16 protein-coding genes are annotated in these 18,440 nt (G+C 35.7%); 4 read left to right on the forward strand and 12 right to left on the reverse strand.

The genetic code is table 11. The features are described from left to right. Positions 1–77 precede the first annotated feature (77 nt). Entirely contained in the window at positions 78–407 is a 330-nt protein-coding gene (locus tag AC4BC5_RS03980) for a zinc ribbon domain-containing protein YjdM (RefSeq protein WP_490496882.1), read from the reverse strand. 118 nt (positions 408–525) lie between these two features. Further along, positions 526–1,824, reverse strand: coding sequence for a diaminopimelate decarboxylase (gene lysA, locus AC4BC5_RS03985; protein WP_490496883.1), 1,299 nt, complete (start codon positions 1,822–1,824; stop codon positions 526–528). Positions 1,825–2,079: 255 nt separating this feature from the next. Here lysA and dapA point away from each other — a divergent pair, with 255 nt between their 5' ends. After that, a complete protein-coding gene (dapA, locus tag AC4BC5_RS03990) occupies positions 2,080–2,961 on the forward strand; it encodes a 4-hydroxy-tetrahydrodipicolinate synthase (RefSeq protein ID WP_490496884.1) in 882 nt (293 codons plus the stop codon). A gap of 10 nt (positions 2,962–2,971) precedes the next feature. Then, positions 2,972–3,724: a 4-hydroxy-tetrahydrodipicolinate reductase gene (dapB, locus tag AC4BC5_RS03995; RefSeq protein ID WP_490496885.1), complete on the forward strand. Its 753-nt coding sequence runs from the start codon at positions 2,972–2,974 to the stop codon at positions 3,722–3,724. 44 nt (positions 3,725–3,768) lie between these two features. Here dapB and AC4BC5_RS04000 read toward each other — a convergent pair whose 3' ends face one another. The 5 genes from AC4BC5_RS04000 to AC4BC5_RS04020 all read right to left on the reverse strand — a co-directional run bounded on the left by AC4BC5_RS04000 (position 3,769) and on the right by AC4BC5_RS04020 (position 9,730). After that, entirely contained in the window at positions 3,769–4,770 is a 1,002-nt protein-coding gene (locus AC4BC5_RS04000) for a Gfo/Idh/MocA family protein (protein WP_490496886.1), read from the reverse strand. Between the two features lie 439 nt (positions 4,771–5,209). Beyond that, entirely contained in the window at positions 5,210–5,926 is a 717-nt protein-coding gene (gene budA / locus AC4BC5_RS04005; protein ID WP_490496887.1) for an acetolactate decarboxylase, read from the reverse strand. An 11-nt stretch (positions 5,927–5,937) separates the two neighbouring features. Then, the gene (gene alsS, locus AC4BC5_RS04010) at positions 5,938–7,587 is read right to left on the reverse strand and encodes an acetolactate synthase AlsS (RefSeq protein ID WP_490496888.1); all 1,650 of its coding nucleotides are present in this window, start codon (positions 7,585–7,587) and stop codon (positions 5,938–5,940) included. A 217-nt stretch (positions 7,588–7,804) separates the two neighbouring features. After that, positions 7,805–9,097: a PTS sugar transporter subunit IIC gene (locus AC4BC5_RS04015; protein ID WP_490496889.1), complete on the reverse strand. Its 1,293-nt coding sequence runs from the start codon at positions 9,095–9,097 to the stop codon at positions 7,805–7,807. A gap of 15 nt (positions 9,098–9,112) precedes the next feature. After that, the gene (locus AC4BC5_RS04020) at positions 9,113–9,730 is read right to left on the reverse strand and encodes an AAA family ATPase (RefSeq protein WP_490496890.1); all 618 of its coding nucleotides are present in this window, start codon (positions 9,728–9,730) and stop codon (positions 9,113–9,115) included. 41 nt (positions 9,731–9,771) lie between these two features. Here AC4BC5_RS04020 and AC4BC5_RS04025 point away from each other — a divergent pair, with 41 nt between their 5' ends. Beyond that, positions 9,772–10,464 (forward strand): MurR/RpiR family transcriptional regulator, encoded by a 693-nt coding sequence (locus AC4BC5_RS04025; RefSeq protein ID WP_490496891.1) that lies wholly within the window; start codon positions 9,772–9,774, stop codon positions 10,462–10,464. Between the two features lie 278 nt (positions 10,465–10,742). On the opposite strand, the gene AC4BC5_RS04030 is transcribed toward AC4BC5_RS04025, so the two are convergent. The 3 genes from AC4BC5_RS04030 to AC4BC5_RS04040 all read right to left on the reverse strand — a co-directional run bounded on the left by AC4BC5_RS04030 (position 10,743) and on the right by AC4BC5_RS04040 (position 13,042). Further along, positions 10,743–11,111, reverse strand: a complete 369-nt coding sequence (locus AC4BC5_RS04030) for a YxeA family protein (protein WP_490496892.1) — start codon at positions 11,109–11,111, stop codon at positions 10,743–10,745. 338 nt (positions 11,112–11,449) lie between these two features. Continuing rightward, complete coding sequence (locus AC4BC5_RS04035; RefSeq protein ID WP_490496893.1) at positions 11,450–12,478, reverse strand: 3-deoxy-7-phosphoheptulonate synthase; 1,029 nt, start codon at positions 12,476–12,478, stop codon at positions 11,450–11,452. An 87-nt stretch (positions 12,479–12,565) separates the two neighbouring features. Continuing rightward, on the reverse strand, positions 12,566–13,042 hold the full coding sequence (locus tag AC4BC5_RS04040; RefSeq protein ID WP_490496894.1) for a GNAT family N-acetyltransferase: 477 nt from the start codon (positions 13,040–13,042) through the stop codon (positions 12,566–12,568). A 377-nt stretch (positions 13,043–13,419) separates the two neighbouring features. Between AC4BC5_RS04040 and AC4BC5_RS04045 the strand changes: the two genes are divergently transcribed. After that, complete coding sequence (locus tag AC4BC5_RS04045; protein WP_490496895.1) at positions 13,420–15,207, forward strand: LTA synthase family protein; 1,788 nt, start codon at positions 13,420–13,422, stop codon at positions 15,205–15,207. Positions 15,208–15,559: 352 nt separating this feature from the next. On the opposite strand, the gene nagE is transcribed toward AC4BC5_RS04045, so the two are convergent. Together nagE and AC4BC5_RS04055 are read right to left on the reverse strand one after the other, a co-directional pair. Then, positions 15,560–17,542, reverse strand: coding sequence for an N-acetylglucosamine-specific PTS transporter subunit IIBC (gene nagE, locus AC4BC5_RS04050; protein WP_490496896.1), 1,983 nt, complete (start codon positions 17,540–17,542; stop codon positions 15,560–15,562). A 2-nt stretch (positions 17,543–17,544) separates the two neighbouring features. Next, on the reverse strand, positions 17,545–18,390 hold the full coding sequence (locus AC4BC5_RS04055) for a PRD domain-containing protein (protein WP_490496897.1): 846 nt from the start codon (positions 18,388–18,390) through the stop codon (positions 17,545–17,547). Positions 18,391–18,440: the final 50 nt, after the last annotated feature.

Below are 18,440 nucleotides of genomic sequence, written 5' to 3' on the forward strand. Positions count from 1 at the left end.
TTTCCTCCTTTATTCACTTTTCATTAGTTTAACAAGTTATCTTGAATTTTCCATGAAGAGAAACTGAAAAAATCCCCTTATAATTTCTTCACAAATTCTGATTTTAATTTCATAGGACCAAAACCATCAATCTTACAATCAATATTGTGATCCCCTTCTACTAAACGAATATTTTTCACTTTAGTTCCTTGTTTTAGTGCGTTTGATGCACCCTTGACTTTTAAATCTTTAATTACTGTAACAGCATCGCCATCTGCTAACAGATTACCATTGGCATCATGCACCACAAGTCCTTGTGATACTTCAGCAGTATCCCATTCATGTCCACACTCTGGACAAATAAATAATCCACGATCCTCATAAGCATATGTTGATCCACATTCTGGACAATTTGGTATTTCAGTCATTGTTATTTCCTCCTTGATTTTAACTAAAAAGAGGGAAGTCTCCCTTCCCTCTATTATACTAATATTTGAAAAAAATTCTCGTTTGATTATGTTTTGTGAGTATTTTCTTATTCAAGAATTAGTTTAATGACTCCGGAATCCGCTCATTTTGAATAATTTGTTCATAGCTTTGACGCGCTACAATAATATCTGCTTTACCATCTTTAACTAAAACAACGGCTGGAATGGGCAGTTTATTATAGTTACTAGCCATTGCATACCCATATGCGCCTGTTGCAAAAGTAGCAAAAATATCCCCCGATTCAATAGCTGGTACTTGAATGTCTTTCACTAGGATATCCGTACTTTCACAAGCTTTACCAGAAATAGTCACGGTTTCAGTCACAAGTTCTTCAGCTTTGTTGGCAAGTATTCCTTCATACTGTGCTTGATACAAGCCTGGACGAATATTATCGGTCATGCCTCCATCGATCGATGCGTATTTTCGAATACCTGGTAAATCTTTAATCGCGCCAATTGTGTGCAAGCTAATACCAGCTTCGGCTACGACACTACGACCGGGCTCAATTACAATCGCTGGACGAACCAAATTATTTTTCTGACAAAAAGCTTCCGTTAGTTCCATTAACGGATCTAAGAAATAACTATACGGTTGACGAATATCTTCTTTGGTATAAGTAACCCCAAATCCGCCACCGTAATTTAACTCTTTGACATCGTAAGCAAAACGTTTCTTAATTTCTAAAAGCAAACCTAAAGCTACTCGTGCAGCTGCTAAATGAGTGCTATTGTCTGATAATTGGCTACCAATATGGAAATGAATACCATAAAAATTAATTTCCGGTGCATGAATTGCTTGCTCAATTACTGGAAATAAGATTTCTTCATCCAAAGGAATCCCAAACTTAGAATCTTTTTGCCCAGTTGAAATAAATTCATGCGTTGAAACATTGACTTCAGGTGTAATTCTAAAAAGAATGTTAGCGGTCTTACCTTTTTCCCGACAAAGCGCTTGTATCCATTCAATTTCTTGAATACCATCGACAATAATTCGACCTACCCCATAATCAATCGCCATTTCTAATTCTTCAATTGATTTATTGTTACCGTTAAATTCAATATGTTCAGCTGGAAAATCAGCTTTAATTGCTGTAAATAATTCTCCCCCACTGACAACATCTAAACAAAGTCCTTCACGCTCAATAATTTTTAGCATTGCCAATGTATTAAATGCTTTGGATGCATATGCCACTCGAACATTGTCATATTTTTGAATGAAATCTTGTTGAAAGGCCTGACATTCATTTACAACCGCCGTTTCCGAGAGTACATACAAAGGTGTACCATAAGTTTTTGCTAATTCGACTGTATCACAGCCATCCCAAAATAAATGGTTATTTTTTACTTCTTTAATCATCGAATGACCCCTTTATTAAAATTAATTGTTACATTCATGCGAATTTGAAAGCTATTTTCGTATAAAAATTTACTATTTGAGGACAAAAACGAATTTTCCTCATCAATTTATTAGGAAAATCTTTCTAACCATTGAATTATTCTAATCATATAGTATATAATTTCAATAATCTACATAAAAACTTCTCATTTTTAAGTTTTTTTGCCAGTAGATTAAATAGAACTGATATATAAAATTCGAGAGGATGTGTAAAAAATGGCAATATTTAAAGGTTCAGGCGTTGCTCTGGTCACTCCAATGCATAATGATGGTTCGGTGGATTTCGATAAGCTGAAGGAATTGACAGAGTGGCATATTGAGCAAGGTACGGACGCAATTATTGCTTGTGGCACAACCGGAGAAGCATCTACTTTAGACGATGAAGAACATATTGCAGTAATCGAAGCAGTCGTAAAACAAGTCAATGGACGAATTCCAGTGATTGGCGGAACAGGCTCTAATAATACACAACATGGGATTCATTTATCAACTGAAGCAGAACGTGTAGGCGCAGATGCGCTGCTAGTCGTTACTCCTTACTATAACAAAGCTACGAAAAAAAGCTTAATCGCACATTACGAAGCAATTTGTAGCCAAGTTTCCATTCCTGTTATTTTGTATTCTGTTGCATCACGCACAGGAATGAATTTAGACGCTGCCACAGTTGCGGAGCTGAAAAAGATTCCAAATATTCAAGGAATTAAGGAAGCTAGCGGTGATATTTCACAAATTGTAGAAATCGGACGCTTAGTTGATGAAAATTTCGCGCTTTATTCTGGCAATGATGATCAAGTTCTACCACTACTTTCAATCGGAGGTTCTGGAGTTATTTCAACGATTGCAAATATAGCGCCAAGACAAACATCTGAAATGGTGCATAATTATCTGTCTGGCAATTTTGAAGCAGCAAAAGAAACCCAATTAACACAATTACCATTAATTCAGGCGATTTTCTCAGAAGTTAATCCCGTTCCTGTAAAAGCTGCCGTTTCTTTGCTTGGAAAATGTCATTTAAGCTACCGTTTACCACTAGGTGCACCTGAAAAAGACACAATCGAAACATTAAAGCGTGAGATGACTGCTTACGGAATCTTGTAGGAGGAAGTATATGAAACGAATAATATTAAGCGGCTGTAACGGCCGGATGGGACAAGTATTACAAAAATCAATTAAAGCGAATAATGAATTAGTCCTTGTAGCGGGAATCGATCATAATCCACAACAAAACGCTGATTTCCCTGTATACGCTACCGCAAAAGAGGTACAAGAAGAAGCCGATGTGATTATTGATTTTTCCCATTATACAGCTGTTCCTGATTTAATTGAATTCGCTGTTAATCAAAAGTTACCAGTCGTCGTAGCAACAACTGGACTAGAAGAAGAGACAAAAAAATTATTAAAAGAAGCTGCAGCAAAAATCCCTGTCTTCTATTCTGCAAACATGTCATTAGGAATTAACGTTTTGGCCAAAGCTCTACAAACGATTACTCCAGCTTTGGAAAGTGACTTTAACATTGAAATTATCGAAAAACATCACAATCAGAAGAAAGATGCACCAAGTGGCACCGCCTTGCTTTTAGCAGATGCCATCAACGATGTTTGTGAAACGAAAAAAGACTATATTTTTGGACGTTCAGGTAATGATAATGAAAACAAATTAAGCGAAATGGGGATTCATGCTGTCCGTGGCGGTACGATTCCTGGCGAACATATTGTGATTTATGCAGGTGATGATGAAATCATTGAACTAAAGCACACTGCTTTATCACGTGATATTTTTGCCAACGGAGCATTAAAAGCCGGTATTTTTTTAGCAGACCAACCAATTGGCTTTTATAGTATGTCGGATCTTTTAGCTTAGAAAAAGAGTAGCGAGAATTGCTTCAAAATTCTCGCTACTCTTTTTTAATACAGTACGACGCAACCTGTTTGTGCCGATTCATAGGCGCATTCAACTAAACGCGTCAATGTCTTAGCTGCCTCTAAACCATAATAAGGTAGCTCCTTTTCATCAGAATGATTGACTAAATCCACAAATAACTCTATGGGATAATCTGTCAATCTACTAATACCTTCAGACGAAATCAACGTTTTACGTTGATATTCTGCTTTTAAATTACTTTGAATAAAAATGGCTTGGGGTTCGTGTTCATTCCCAACAATTTGTAAAGAACCTTGAGTACCGATAATTTCGAGATAATTATCTAGTGTAGAGGCCAAAAATGAGGTTGTTGCCGTTCCGATGGCCCCAGAAGCGAATTCAATGACTGTTGTCGAACGTTCATCTACACCACTCCCCCATTGTTCATTCATTGTACAACTTACCGTTTTAGGTTTCCCACAAATCAATGGCAATAATGTAAAACCATGCGATCCTAAATCAAGGGTCACGCCACCACCAGACTGACTAACGTCAAACCAATAACTTGGTAAATGATTTTGGATAACAGCCCCATGCGAACGACGAAAATAGGCTGAGGTAACTTCACCTAATAGACCATCATGCACTAGTTGAAGTGCATAGTGGTAAGCATTATTAGCTAACGACTCTAAAGAAATCATAAATTTTACATTGTTTGCCTGAATCGCTTCTTCAATTTCTAAGCAATCTTGAGAAGTTAAAGCTAAAATTTTCTCTGAAAAAATATTTTTTTTCGCTTGTGCTGCCAAAATGATTAATTCTTTGTGCATTGTCGTTGGCGCTTCAATAATTACGGCATCAATTGTATCATCTGCTAAAATCACTCGATAATCTGCTTCAAATTGTGCGTGATATTCGCGTGCCGCTTGTTTCCCACGTACTTCATCAAAATCCCAAACATAGACACAGTCTACTTTTTTCGCTAACAAACGCGCCATAAATTTTTTTGTATGTACATGCCATGCAGAAATTAATGCTACTTTCATAGGTTCTCTACTCCTTTTTTCTTTTAGTATAGCATGAAAAAAAGAAGGAAAACGAATCTTTGTTTTCCTTCTTTGTGATTAACTAATTTTTTTACGATTTAAATAAATAACATATATAGCTCCAAGAATTAAAGAAAATAAAGGCAAAGAATAAACTGTCAACATCCCTAAACAAACTAGCGCAAATTTCATTTTCAAATCCATTTTAATGGTCTCCTCGTTTCATCTTTCGTGTTACAAATCTTTTATCGAGATTATTGTACAAAATCTAGAATAAAAGACGACCATTCGCTAGCATTTCTTACTAAATTATTATAAAACTGGGACTCTCTTAAGAAACGTTTAATTTTAACAAAGAAAACGTTTCAAAAACGATAACTACGTTAGAAAACATCACATAAATCAGTTGACGTCTTCCTACTTATCTCTTAGTTTCTGACTACGATTCTGCCTCTTCAATATCTTGTTTAATTTCGTCTATATCAATTTCACTTTCTAGATATTCTTGGTTATCAATCGGAAAATGTTGACGAAATTCTTCTAATTCATTTAGCATAATTTGACCATCTTCTAATTCAAAATCTAAAATATGTCCACCAAATAAACGGTCATCGCTTATAAAATGTAAATGGAAACCGGCTGCGGCAGCTCCATGAAATAGTTTTGGTGTAAAGAAACCTACAATAGTTCCTGAAACATTTTTTCTTTCAAATTCTGGTTGATGGCGAGCTATTTCAACAAAGCGCGGATAAGGTTTTTCTTGCTTTGGAGCTACTCGTACGTGCATCATCGCAAAAGTACCTTCAATTTTAATTGCTGTAAACAAATTAGGACTAATTTGTTCACTAATAATCGCTTTGACATCGGCTGCTTGCTGATTTGATAAAGCAAATGTTTTCTCTTCTTCAAAATTAGTTACTGCAGCATATGGTGTTAGTTCTTCGCCAGTGAGTTGAACTATTTCTCCTGTTTGATAGGCATGATACATCACCCCATCTAAAATAATAACCTCACCATTTGAGCCCGCCAACGTCCCAATACCAAAATCACCATAATTTAATAACTGACCTATTTTTTCAGTTCCATCCATCAAATCATTCATCAATCCGCCTAGCAATCCATGTTGATAAAGATAGCTTCGATTTTTCACTGCCATTTTCTCACTTCCTAATAAAATTGATCTGGTAAAATAACTTTACCTAGTTCACTATTGTCAGCATAATCAATTGGAATATCAATAATTACAGGTCCCTCTGTTGCTAAACCTTCGATTAACGCTAGTTGTAACTCTTCTTTTGTAGTTGCACGTAGACCTTTTGCCCCAAAAGCTTGTGCGTAAGTAACAAAATCTACGGGTCCAAAATGAACACCTGAGGAACGATTGTATTTCATTTCTTCTTGAAATTCTACCATGTTATAACTACCATCATTCCAAATTAAATGAATAATATTTTGTTTTAAACGCACTGCAGTCTCTAATTCTTGTGCCGAAAATAGAAAACCTCCATCGCCAGATACCGAAATAATTTGAGATTCAGGATAAACTAAAGCAGCTGCAATCGCCCACGGTAACGCAACACCTAAAGTTTGCATGCCGTTGCTAAATAATAGATGACGTGGTTCGTAACTTCTAAAATAACGAGCCATCCAAATATAATGACTACCTACATCCACGGTAACAGTCATATCATCTGTTACGATTTTTTGAAGGCTATCAATCACTTCCAGCGGATGAACTTTACCTGAATCTGGACGAACAGGTGTACATTGAGGTTGCATTTCTTTTTGCAAAACACTTAGATACTCTTTAGCATCTAAAGGCAATTGATAATTATGGATATTTTCTGCTAAAGCTTGAATATTCGCACCAATATCGCCAATCAATTCAAATTCTGGTTGCATAAACTGGTCAATTTCCATAGGTATTTCATCAAGGACAATCACATGCGCATTTTTTTCTGCATTCCAGTTACGGGCTTCATATTCAATCGGATCATAACCGATTGCAATTACTAAATCACTACGCTTTAACAACATATCTCCTGGTTGATTACGAAAAAGTCCTACGCGCCCAAAAAAGTGATCTTCTAACTCTCTAGAAATAACTCCGGCACCTTGAAATGTCTCTACAACAGGTAATCCTGTTTGAGCCACCAATTGTCGAATCGCTGCCGTTGTTTCTTTAGTAGAAGCTCGCATCCCTACTAAAAGGGTAGGTAATTTTGCTGATTGAATACGTTCGCCTAAACGTTTAATTTCTGTCAAAGTTGCCTGTCCTAATTTAGGTGTGCTTAATGGTTGAATTGCTTTTCCTTCAACCACACTGTCTGTGACATCTTGCGGAATTGATAGAAAACTTGCTCCTTTTTTCGCTGACTTAGCAATTCGAAAAGCATTTGCGATGTTTTCAGACAAAGTTTCTGGATCTTGAATTTCATTGCTATACTTAGTAATTGGTGTAAACAAGGCTGTATTATTCATACTTTGATGTGTCTGTTTAGCTAAGTCAGAACGTTTTACTTGTCCAGCCAAAGCTAAAACGGGATCTCCTTCTGCTGTTGCGGTGACTAATCCGGTAGCTAAATTGCTCGCTCCTGGCCCACTCGTCGCAATGACAACACCCGGTTCCCCTGTCAAACGTCCAATCGCCTGTGCCATAAAAGCGGCATTTTGTTCATGTCTAGTTAACACTAAAGTTGGTCCATCATCTTCTAATGCATCGAACACACCATCGATTTTCGCTCCTGGAATCCCAAAAACGAACGGAACATGATGGTTTTCTAAACTTTTAACAATAATATCTGCACCTTTATCCATTATAAAACAGCTCCTAAATTCTGTATCATTAACAAATACAAAAATAACACCAAATAATTTTTTTATCAAACAAAAACAACTATAAATTTAAGTTAAAATGAAAAACAAATTATTTCACATATACTATAACAGGTTTTAAAACTGTTTAAAAATAGATAAAAAAATACACTTAGATGGCCATCTAAGTGTATTTTTTATAGAAAATTTTACTTATAGTTTAATTATTTTCAGCTAAACGATTTTTTTCCATTACTTTGAAAAATGGATAATAAATAGCCGCACTAACCAACACCAACACAAAAGTAAAGACGACATTCCGCCAGTCCATGCTAGATAAGTATGCTTGCGCAAAAAATGGCGTAAATGATGGGTCAATAATAAATCCATAACCAATTAAATGAACTTTTTGAGCGAAATAAGTCAATAACAAATTAACAATTGGAGCTGTTAAAAATGGGATAGCTAAAATAGGATTTAATACAATTGGCAAGCCAAAAATAACTGGTTCATTGATTGAACAGATACCCGGAATGAATGATAATTTACCAATAGTCCGAAACTCACGCACCTTACTGCGCATCATTAACAAAATTAACCCCAGTGTTGCACCTGCCCCACCCATCACAGAAATCCGGAACATTTGTAAATTCATTAAGTGAGTCATTGCTTCGTTTGCCGTCATTTGCTCTGCATTGTAGCCGGTTTGTGCAATTCCTAATGTGAAAACAATCGGAAAAATAATGGATGAGCCGTTAATTCCAAACAACCACAAAATGTTGCCTAAAGTCACAATTAACAAAAAACCACCTAAACTACCAGCAATGTTCGTCGCAGGTGTCAACACTTGCATCACAGCTTCTGGAAAAATTTGATCTGTCGTTACAACGAAGATAATATTGATACCATAAAATAAAATAATATTGACCAACAACGGAATCAACATATTAATAAACGTTGCAACCATTGGTGGAACACTATCTGGTAAAGAAATTTTAATCTCTTTTATCTCAAACCAACGGCAAATCTCAACAACTAATAATCCAACAATAATCGCAACAAATAACCCATTCGTTCCTAAATAATTTAAATCGATTTTACCTTCAACTACAGGTGTACAAATCATTGCGTATACGACTGTCGCAATCATTCCTATCATTGCTGCATTTAGTTTGTACTCATTAGCTAATGAGTAGGCAATTCCAAAAGCACTAATTAAACCAATAATTCCCATAGTTAAATTATAAGGTGCTGTAATTAGATCATAATTTGCGACCGCAAATTCTTTCCATGTTGCTAAAAAATGCATGAAAAAATTCGCTGTTTCCGGATTATATTGTTCCATGTTAATTGATGGATTGGCAAAAATTAAAAAGAAGGAACCAATCACAATAAACGGTAAACTAAACATCATCCCCGTAGAGATTGCTCTTAAATGACGCTGATTCCCCAATTTCGCTGCTAATGGACTTAATACGCCATTCAACTTATCCACTATAGATACATTTCCCATTTTTTCTCCTCCTATTTACACTTGCCATGAATTAAATTGAAACGCATTTTCTACTTGCTCACTTGGATTGTATTTTTTCAAAATTTCATTGTATTGCTCTTTATAGTCATTCTCTACTTTAGCTTGAGGAATCACTTTACTAGCTTCGTGTAAAAAATGATGAGAATCACGACCCATTGCTAACCCGCGAGTGGTATGCTTGTCTAAAGCATATTCAGGAATTTCCGGAACATACCCCATAGCAAAACTCTTAATCATAATATTTTTCAATAAATCGGAAGAGCGATCTTTTTCTGAAGCACATAGGTAACGAATTGCATGGATAATAAACATTAAGCGATCAGACTCGTTGTATTGAAATTCTTTACGCATTTGGTTAAAATTATTAACCATAATAGCTGCTTGTGGATTTCCCATCCCAATATCTTCTACAGAGATTGCTAATAAACGACGCCATAATTTTTCTTCATATTGAGGAGAGGTAATGTACATTTCATAAGCAAACTCACATGCAGCTTTTTCGTAGCCACGACGAATCGATTTTTGTAAAGCAGAAATAACCTCGTCACCTGCTAAACCATTTCTAGTTGTTGTTCTTGCCCAAGGATCTTGAATAATTTTTTCTTTTTCCATGATATAATGCTCCTATCAAATAATATAAAGGTGATTGTGAAATGAATATTGAAATGCTAATTGAGAAATATCAATTGAATGATGCAGAAGCGCAAGTTTTGCGTTACATGCAGGAAAATAAGCAAACATTAAAACAAATGGGAATTCGCGAAGTCGCCAAACAATCTTTTGTTTCGACCGCAACTATTGTTAACATGTCAAAAAAAATTGGTTTTTCTGGATATAGTGAATTAGTTTTTTTCTTCCAAAACGAACCGACTCCAGCCCCTACTTTTCAAGTTGTCTCAGATAGTGAAATTCAACAATTCACCCAGCTATTAACTGCCTATAAAGATAAACGTATTATGATACTAGGTTTTGGTTTCTCTCAAAATTTGGCTAATTACTTTGCTGAATATTTAAATTTATACGGTTTTCGAGCAACCGCTAATGGCCATTTGGAATTTTTACGCGTATCTGTTGAAAATGAGATGTTAATTATCATTATTTCTAATTCTGGTGAAACGCGTCGTTTAATTGAACTAACACACACTGCAGTTGAACATCGTTTAAAGGTGATTGCTTTTGTAGGTGAACGTTGCTCTTCAATTGGCTCACTCGCTCATTTAACTATTAGTAGTGGCACCTATTCCCCCCGTTCATTTCAAGAGTTTGCACCTAACTTATTTTTCGGTACGGCTCTTAATCAATTTGAATTACTCATGAGCGAAACACTCAAATCCATTTTCACTTAAAAGTTGTTTATCAACTCCTGCTTCATTATACGACATCTTGCTTCTTTTATATGTGTTTACAGAGATTATTAAACATGTTTAGTTGTTTTAAAACATGTTTTTCATAAAAACACGAACATTCATAACCATACAAAAAAAACCTCTAGCTTATACTAGAGGCTTGTATCTCCACAAATATTCTACATTGGCTACAGAACTGATTTTCCTAATAATTTTCAGTTTGATACAACTAAAGCTTACCTATCCTTTAAGAGAATTAAACCTAGAGTGTACTAAGCCTATTTCTTTTCAAGCTGTTCTAATGCTTTTTGGGGAATTTCTGCTTCAGAGACTTCTTCGTAACTATTTTCTCCTGCAAAACGGGTAACATTAATTTTCAAATAAGCATTTTGTTTAAAAGGTCTACCTAGATCAGGATGGGTCGTAAAGTCTAACATTTTTTTCTCACCATCTTTGTCGTAACCTGGTTGATTATATTCGTATTTTACATATTCTTCTTTATTATCAAAGCTGCCTTTGATTTCTGTTCCTTTATCATTGATTTGTGTGTAATAAGCAGTTGGTACTAACATGTAGTAGAAAAACCCGCCTCCTGCAACTACTAATAACACAAAGAAACTAACAAGTGATTTGGCTAATTTACTCATAATTCTTTCCTCTCTTTCTATTTTCATTTTAGTCGCTTTGGAAAATTTTGGCGAGTGAATGAACTGACATTTTACTTACAGTATTGTCATATGATGTTTGATTTCCAGTAACTTGTTTCAGCAATAGTTTAACTTTAGATTTTGGCTTTTTCAAAATTTAGCTGAATCCTTTGCTAAATTTTCAAATTCATTTTAAATAATTACTAAGTGAAACAGTCAAATTGCTTGTATTTTTAAGTCTACCAACGATTTCCCCATAATAAAAACTGACCTCTCAACAGGTAGATTTTTAGGTCTACCTGTTGAGAGGTCAGCTCACTTCGATGGGTTCTTTTGATTTAAATATGTTCTGCAATATAACGCACAAGTTCTTCGGTTTTTTCCCAACCTAGACAAGGATCCGTAATTGATTGACCGAAGATTCCGCCACCAGGTTCTTGACGACCGTCTTCTAGGTAACTTTCAATCATAAAGCCACGAACATATTGTTTGATGTCTTCATTCCATTGACGATTAGTTAGCACCTCTTGAACGATACGAATTTGTTCATTGTATTTTTTACTAGAATTATCATGATTCGTATCAACCATGATGAATGGATTTTTATAATTGCCTTTTTTGTAAGTTTCAATCACTTTTATTAAATCTTCGTAATGATAATTCGGAACAACACTCCCATTTTCTTTTAAAGCGCCACGCAAAATAACATGAGCTAAGGGATTTGAACTTGTTTCTACTTCCATTCCATTGTACATTAATTCTTGTTTTTGTTGGCTAGCATGTAACGCATTGAATAACACATTGATATTACCACTTGTCGGATTTTTTAAACCTGTTGGATGGTCAATACCACTTGCTACAAAACGATGCTGTTGGTCTTCTACTGAACGAGCACCAACTGCATGATAACTAACAAGATCTTCGATAAACTCTAAATTTTCAGGATATAACATTTCGTCCGCAGTTGTTAACCCAGTTTCTGTTAAGACACGTTTATGCATTTTGCGCACTGCTACCATTCCACGAACTAAGTTAATTTCCCCTGACGGATCTTGTTGGTGCAATAATCCTTTGTAGCCATCACCATTGGTGCGTGGTTTATTTGTGTATACACGTTGAACGATGAAAATTTTATCTTTTACTTCTTCTTGTAATTTTGCTAATCTTCTTGCATATTCTAAAACTGCTTCTTCGTTATCTGCAGAACAAGGTCCAATAACTAATAAAAAGCGGTCGTCTGTTCCTTCCATGACTGCTTTTAATTCTGCATCGCGTGCAGCTTTTTTGGCTGCTTCCTCTTCAGTTAGTTTTGAAATTGATTTAACTGTATCTAAATTAATATGTTGGCTTAACGCTTTAAAACTCAAATTCTTTCTCTCCTTTGCTATTTCTCTTATAGTAACAGATTTCAAGATAATAGTGTGAATATTTTGAATACTTTCTTACGAATTCTTTTATAGATAATACGCAAATTGAAAATCATCAACCCAAGTATCATTTATCCAAAATTCTTTTTTGTAATGGGCTTCCTGTTCAAACCCGATTTTTTTATAAAAGGCAATCGCTCCAGGATTAGTTGCCATTACACGTAAAGAAAGTTTAGCAATACCTGCTGCTTTTGCTAAACGAAACAGCTCTTCAATTAATAAACGCCCGATACCTTTCCCTTGTGCAGTCGGACTAACTGCAATCCCAAAAACCCATTGTTTATTGCGAGAAGGAATCACATCAATAACGTGATACGACAATGATCCTACCACTTCTTGACCCCAGTGTGCAACTAATAGCTGTTGATCAACTAAATTTTTCTTAAACGTTTCATAATCTTCTGTATTTAGAGGTACTGGCGTATTGGTTTCATTCCAAATTTTTTCCAATAACCATAAGCCCTCACTATCTTCTTTAACAAATGGTGCAATTGTAATCTCCATTTTTTCTCCTTTGCCTTTAAAACAATTTCTTTATTCCTATTAACCCATTTTTTTTGAAAAAAAACAAGCTGTTAAACAAGTCACTCTCACTAAAAATAAAGGGTCAGCGAAAGATATTCCCATCATCTATACAGAACCATATTTTCACAGGAGTTCCTCACTTTTACATAGCGCTACTTTTCAAGCTACCCTGCTTGGAAATCGTTATCATTCCACGGTTTTTTTCTACTGCTCATTATTGTTCTTACTTTTTTCTCATTTTTAAAAGAAAGACTGTACAAAAAGAAAAAACTTGATATAATCGGGTCAGTTTCATCAAAATTAAAAAGATTTCTTAGAGAGAAAAGCAATTCATTTTAGAAAGGATTTACAACACCATGATGTTCATCAATTTTCTTCTTGTAGGTACCTTTGCAACAATCGCAGAATTACGTTGCTCTAGTACTTTACATGGGAAAAATAAGACAGTCATCTTTTTACAAAATACGGTATTTATTAATTTATTTTCGCTCTTTTTATTACGTTTTGTTTTACAAAAAAATCATTTGTTTCTAAATGCTACTTACACAATGACGTATAGCGTCAAATATGTATTATTTGCAATGATTGTTGCGCTAGGTTTTTTATTTATGAAATATCAAATTCATCATTCTGCTCATTTAAAAGAGTGTAAAAAACCACGAACAAAAGCTGAACGACGTTGGTTAATTGCTGATTCGGCAATGTTTTTAATTGGTTGGTTTTTGCTAATTGGTACCGATTGGTTTCATCATTTAGTTGGTTCGATTGCTCCAGAACAGTTTATGTTTAACTTCACTTCACCAATAAATGGTGCTGCCAATGATCTTTTAATCGATGTAGCAGATACGCAAATTTTATTATACGTGACTGGTGCAGTTGTGTTTTTAACTTTTTTATGGGCACCTGTTCATGTCGTCAACAAATATCGTACCCCTTTGCCCAACGGACGTATTCGTAAAATTGGCGGTATCATCGCAGCATTTTTATTATTTGTCTCTAGTATCTATGCAGTTTCAACTTTGCGTTTAGATGAAGTCATCCATTCATTAACATCTAAATCGTCTTATCTTGAAGAAAATTATGTTGCACCCGATTCAGTCGCATTAACCTTTCCCAAAGAGAAACGAAACTTAGTGCATATTTATTTAGAATCGATGGAAAACTCTTATTTAGCTTCTTCTTTAGGAGGCAATTCAGAAGAGAATTTAATGCCAGATTTAACTGCCTTGTCCAAAGAAGGCATTCATTTTTCGCAAAACCAAGCATTTGGTGGACCTTATCAAACATATGGTTCTAGTTGGACAATGGCTTCTGTTGTGAATATGACAGCAGGTGTGCCGATAAAAATTGCCACAGATAGTAATGCCTATGGTAAAAAAGGTTATTTTTTACCAGGTGCAACAACGTTAGGCGATCTTTTATCCGAAGCTAACTATAGACAAACTTTATTAATCGGCTCTCCTGCTGATTTTAGTGGCATGGCAACTTATTATCAAACACATGGAGCTACACAAGTAGTTGATTATCAGCAAGCAAAAGAAACCAAGCGGATTCCTGATGACTATTACGTTTGGTGGGGATTTGAAGATCAAAAATTATTCCATTTTGCTAAAGAAGAATTATTACGTTTGGCTAATACTAAAGAACCGTTTGCTTTAACCATGCAAACAATTGATACTCATTTTCCAAATGGATACCTTGATAGCCAAACACCCCAAATTTATGAAAAGCAATACGCCAATGTCATTGCACATTCTCAAAAACAAGTGGCCGATTTCGTCCGCTGGATGCAAAAACAGGCTTTTTATAAAGATACAACCATCGTGCTAACAGGCGATCATCTAAGTATGGATAAAGACTATTTTGATAAATTCCCTACTGATTACCAGCGTTCAACATTTAATTTAATTTTAAATAGTGCCACTCCTGCTAAAACAACCAAACGATCATATGCTCCTTTTGATTATTTTCCAACAATTTTAGCTAGTATGGGTATCACAATCCCCAATCATCGTTTAGGTCTAGGTACTGATTTAACCTCATCCACGCCCACATTGATTGAGCGAGATGGTTTTAAAAAGGTTAATTTAGAGCTTGCAAGAAAAAGTAAGTTTTATAATCAAGAATTAGTTACACCTCAATAAAAAAAGACGATGACATAGGTTCATTGAACAGTAAGCTATCCGAACTATTTAGAAATTAATCCTGCAGTCTAGCAGGTCCAGTCGCAAATTCACCAGAATGAGCGATTTCCCCTAAATAGTGCGGATAGTTTTATTTGGGACTATTTTTTTAAACTAATGATACCTACTGTCGAATATTCAGCGCTAGATAACGTTCCTCCCTATACCCTATCCATAAGCTAGTAGCCATAAACGCTTTTATTGCCCGCCTCAATTTATCGCTTATTTTTCTTGATTTATCCCAGATATTTTTTCATTTTTGCTTGCCTTCAGACAAAAAAATCATCGAGTATTCCGCTCGATGATTTTAAAATTATTTGCTTTCGATAGAACCGATGATAGCGTTGGCATCATTCGTTCCTGTTTCAACTGCTAGCGAAGCAATGCTATCTGGATTTGTAAAGACCACAATCATATCTGTATGACGTCCAGCAGCTTTAATTCCATCTAGATCCACTTTTGCAAGCAATTGGCCACGTGCAATTTTTTGTCCTTCTTCAACATACAACTCAAACGGCTCACCTTTTAAGCTTACCGTATCAATTCCCATGTGTAACAAGACTTCTACGCCAGAAGCTGTCTGAATTCCTAGCGCATGTTTTGTAGGGAAGATGTTTAAAATTGTCCCTGCAACAGGCGCAAAAATTTCACCAGTTGTTGGCAAGACTGCAAATCCATCACCCATCATTTTTTGAGAAAATACTTCGTCAGATACTTCAGTAATTGAGACTACTTGTCCATTGGCAACCGCATAAATATCTTGCGCTTTTGGTAGATCAGTCATCGCTTCTTTCACCGTTTCAATAACGGTAGTTTTCGGTGCACCTGTACCTGTATGCATCCGAGACAGTTCATCTGCGACAAATTGCACTTCAGTACCAACAATAACTTGAATATTATTTTTATCAATCACTTTGATTCCTGGAACTCCTGTTGCTTTAATTTTCGCTTGGTCCACAGCGGCAGTGTCTTTCACTTGCAAGCGTAAACGAGTTGTACAGTTATCAATTGCTGTTAGGTTTTGGCTGCCACCTAAACCGACATAAATACGCTCTGCCATCACTGCATGTTTACCGCCAATTGATGAAGCTATATCTTCAGTTACTTCATCTTCCCCCTCTTCGCGACCAGGTGTCATTAAATTGAATTTTTTAATAGCAAAAGTAAAACCAAAATAGTAAATTATAGCAAAAACAAGACCTTGTACAACTAACATTAATGGTTGATTTGCAACTGGGTTTTTTAACGCTAAGAAGTAATCCACAAAACCGGCACTAAAAGCAAATCCTGCTGTCCATTGGAAAAAGGCACTGATTGCTAATGACAATCCTGTAAAAACGGCGTGCAACACATACAATGGCCATGCTACAAACATAAATGAAAACTCTAGCGGTTCAGTAACTCCTGTAAAAAATGCGGCAAATCCTGCTGCCATCATCAATGAAGCTGTTACTTTTTTCTTTTCTGGACGCGCTGCACGATACATCGCAAATGCCCCCGCCGGCAAACCAAACATCATTACTGGGAAGAAACCAGCTTGATACATGCCTGTTTTCCCAACAATAGCCAAGCCAGAATCAATTGCTTTTTGGCCACCTAAGAAGTTGCCGATATCATTAATCCCTGCTACATCAAACCAAAATACTGAATTCAAAGCGTGATGCAAACCGGTTGGAATTAACAAACGGTTAAAGAAGCCATACAATCCAGCTCCCACAAAACCTAAGCTAGAAATTCCTGTACCAAATGTTACTAATACATCATAAATGACTGGCCAGGCAAAATATAAAATAGCTGAGGCAACTACCATTGAAATTGCTGACATAATTGGTACTAAACGTTTTCCACTGAAGAAAGACAACGCCATGGGTAATTTTACATTACTAAAACGATTGTACATTGTAGCAGCTACTAAACCAGCAATAATCCCAATCAATACGTTATTTTGTGTTTTAGTAAAGGCTGCGGCTACCGCACTTACATCATCCAAACCTTGAATTGTTTGAATTGAAACGGGTGATAATAATTTTTCTGGCACTAGATAAGCTACTAAACCAGCTAAAGCTGCCGCACCATCTTTATCCTTTGACATGCCTAATGCCAAACCAACTGCAAACAATACAGCTAAATGACTTAAAATTGCATCTCCTGCATTAAACATAAAAATTGTAAATACATTGACGTTTGGATTACCATTTCCTACCCAATTGGCAATCCCCATTAAAATTGCGGCTGCTGGTAATACAGCTACTGGTAACATTAACGAGCGACCCATTCGTTGCATATATGCTTTCATTTTTATTCCTCCATTTGTTTGGCGATACGCAAGCGTTCAATATGAATCGCAAGGTAGCCTAGTTCTTCCCTTGTTGTTGAAACTTGATAATTCTTAATTAGCAAAACACGAATTTTTTTTGCGACTTCATGACTTTCCGGATATTTACGTTTCACCATCTCAATAATCTCATCATCTAACACTGCGTATTGTTGATTGTGATAACGCTGCAAAAGCAAGCGTAAATGATTGGCTAATCGAGAATAATTCAATGACATTCGTTCCCCGTGAATATCTACAGACAGTTCTTTTTCTATTAAGCGGATAATATCTGAAATAATGGTGACTTCCCGAATACTTTGATGATTACTGCTGTGTCCGCTTCTTGCACTGTGTAAGTGAATCGCAATATAACCAGCTTCATCATAGGTATATGGTATTCCTAGCTCTTTGTTTAAATAACTCACTGCCCACTGTGCGATACTAAATTCATCACTGTATAAGACTTCGATTTCCCGAAGTAACTTATTGCGAATAATAATCCCATTGCGAATATTCGATGCAGAAAATGCAATGTGATCAGTCAACGCAATTACAATGTGTTCATTTAGTTTTTCCATCAGGACAGTCTCCGCATAATCAATGATATGTTCTGCGACGAATAAAAATTGTTCATCAATTTGATTTAATAAACTTTGTAACTTCATTTGCCCTTCTGGTTCCATAATGAACATGCGTTCAATTTCTCGTGAAAACAATAAGTCATTTTTCTTTTTCTCAAACCCAATTCCTTTGCCAATTGCTACTTTCTCTTCGCCATCATCCTCAACTAATACAGCATTTTGATTTAAGATTTTTTTGATTTTCATTACGAACAATTCCTCTTCTGCAGAATAGTGATTTTCATCTTTTTAGAAAG

The organism is Enterococcus sp. AMC2644, from assembly GCF_058216475.1.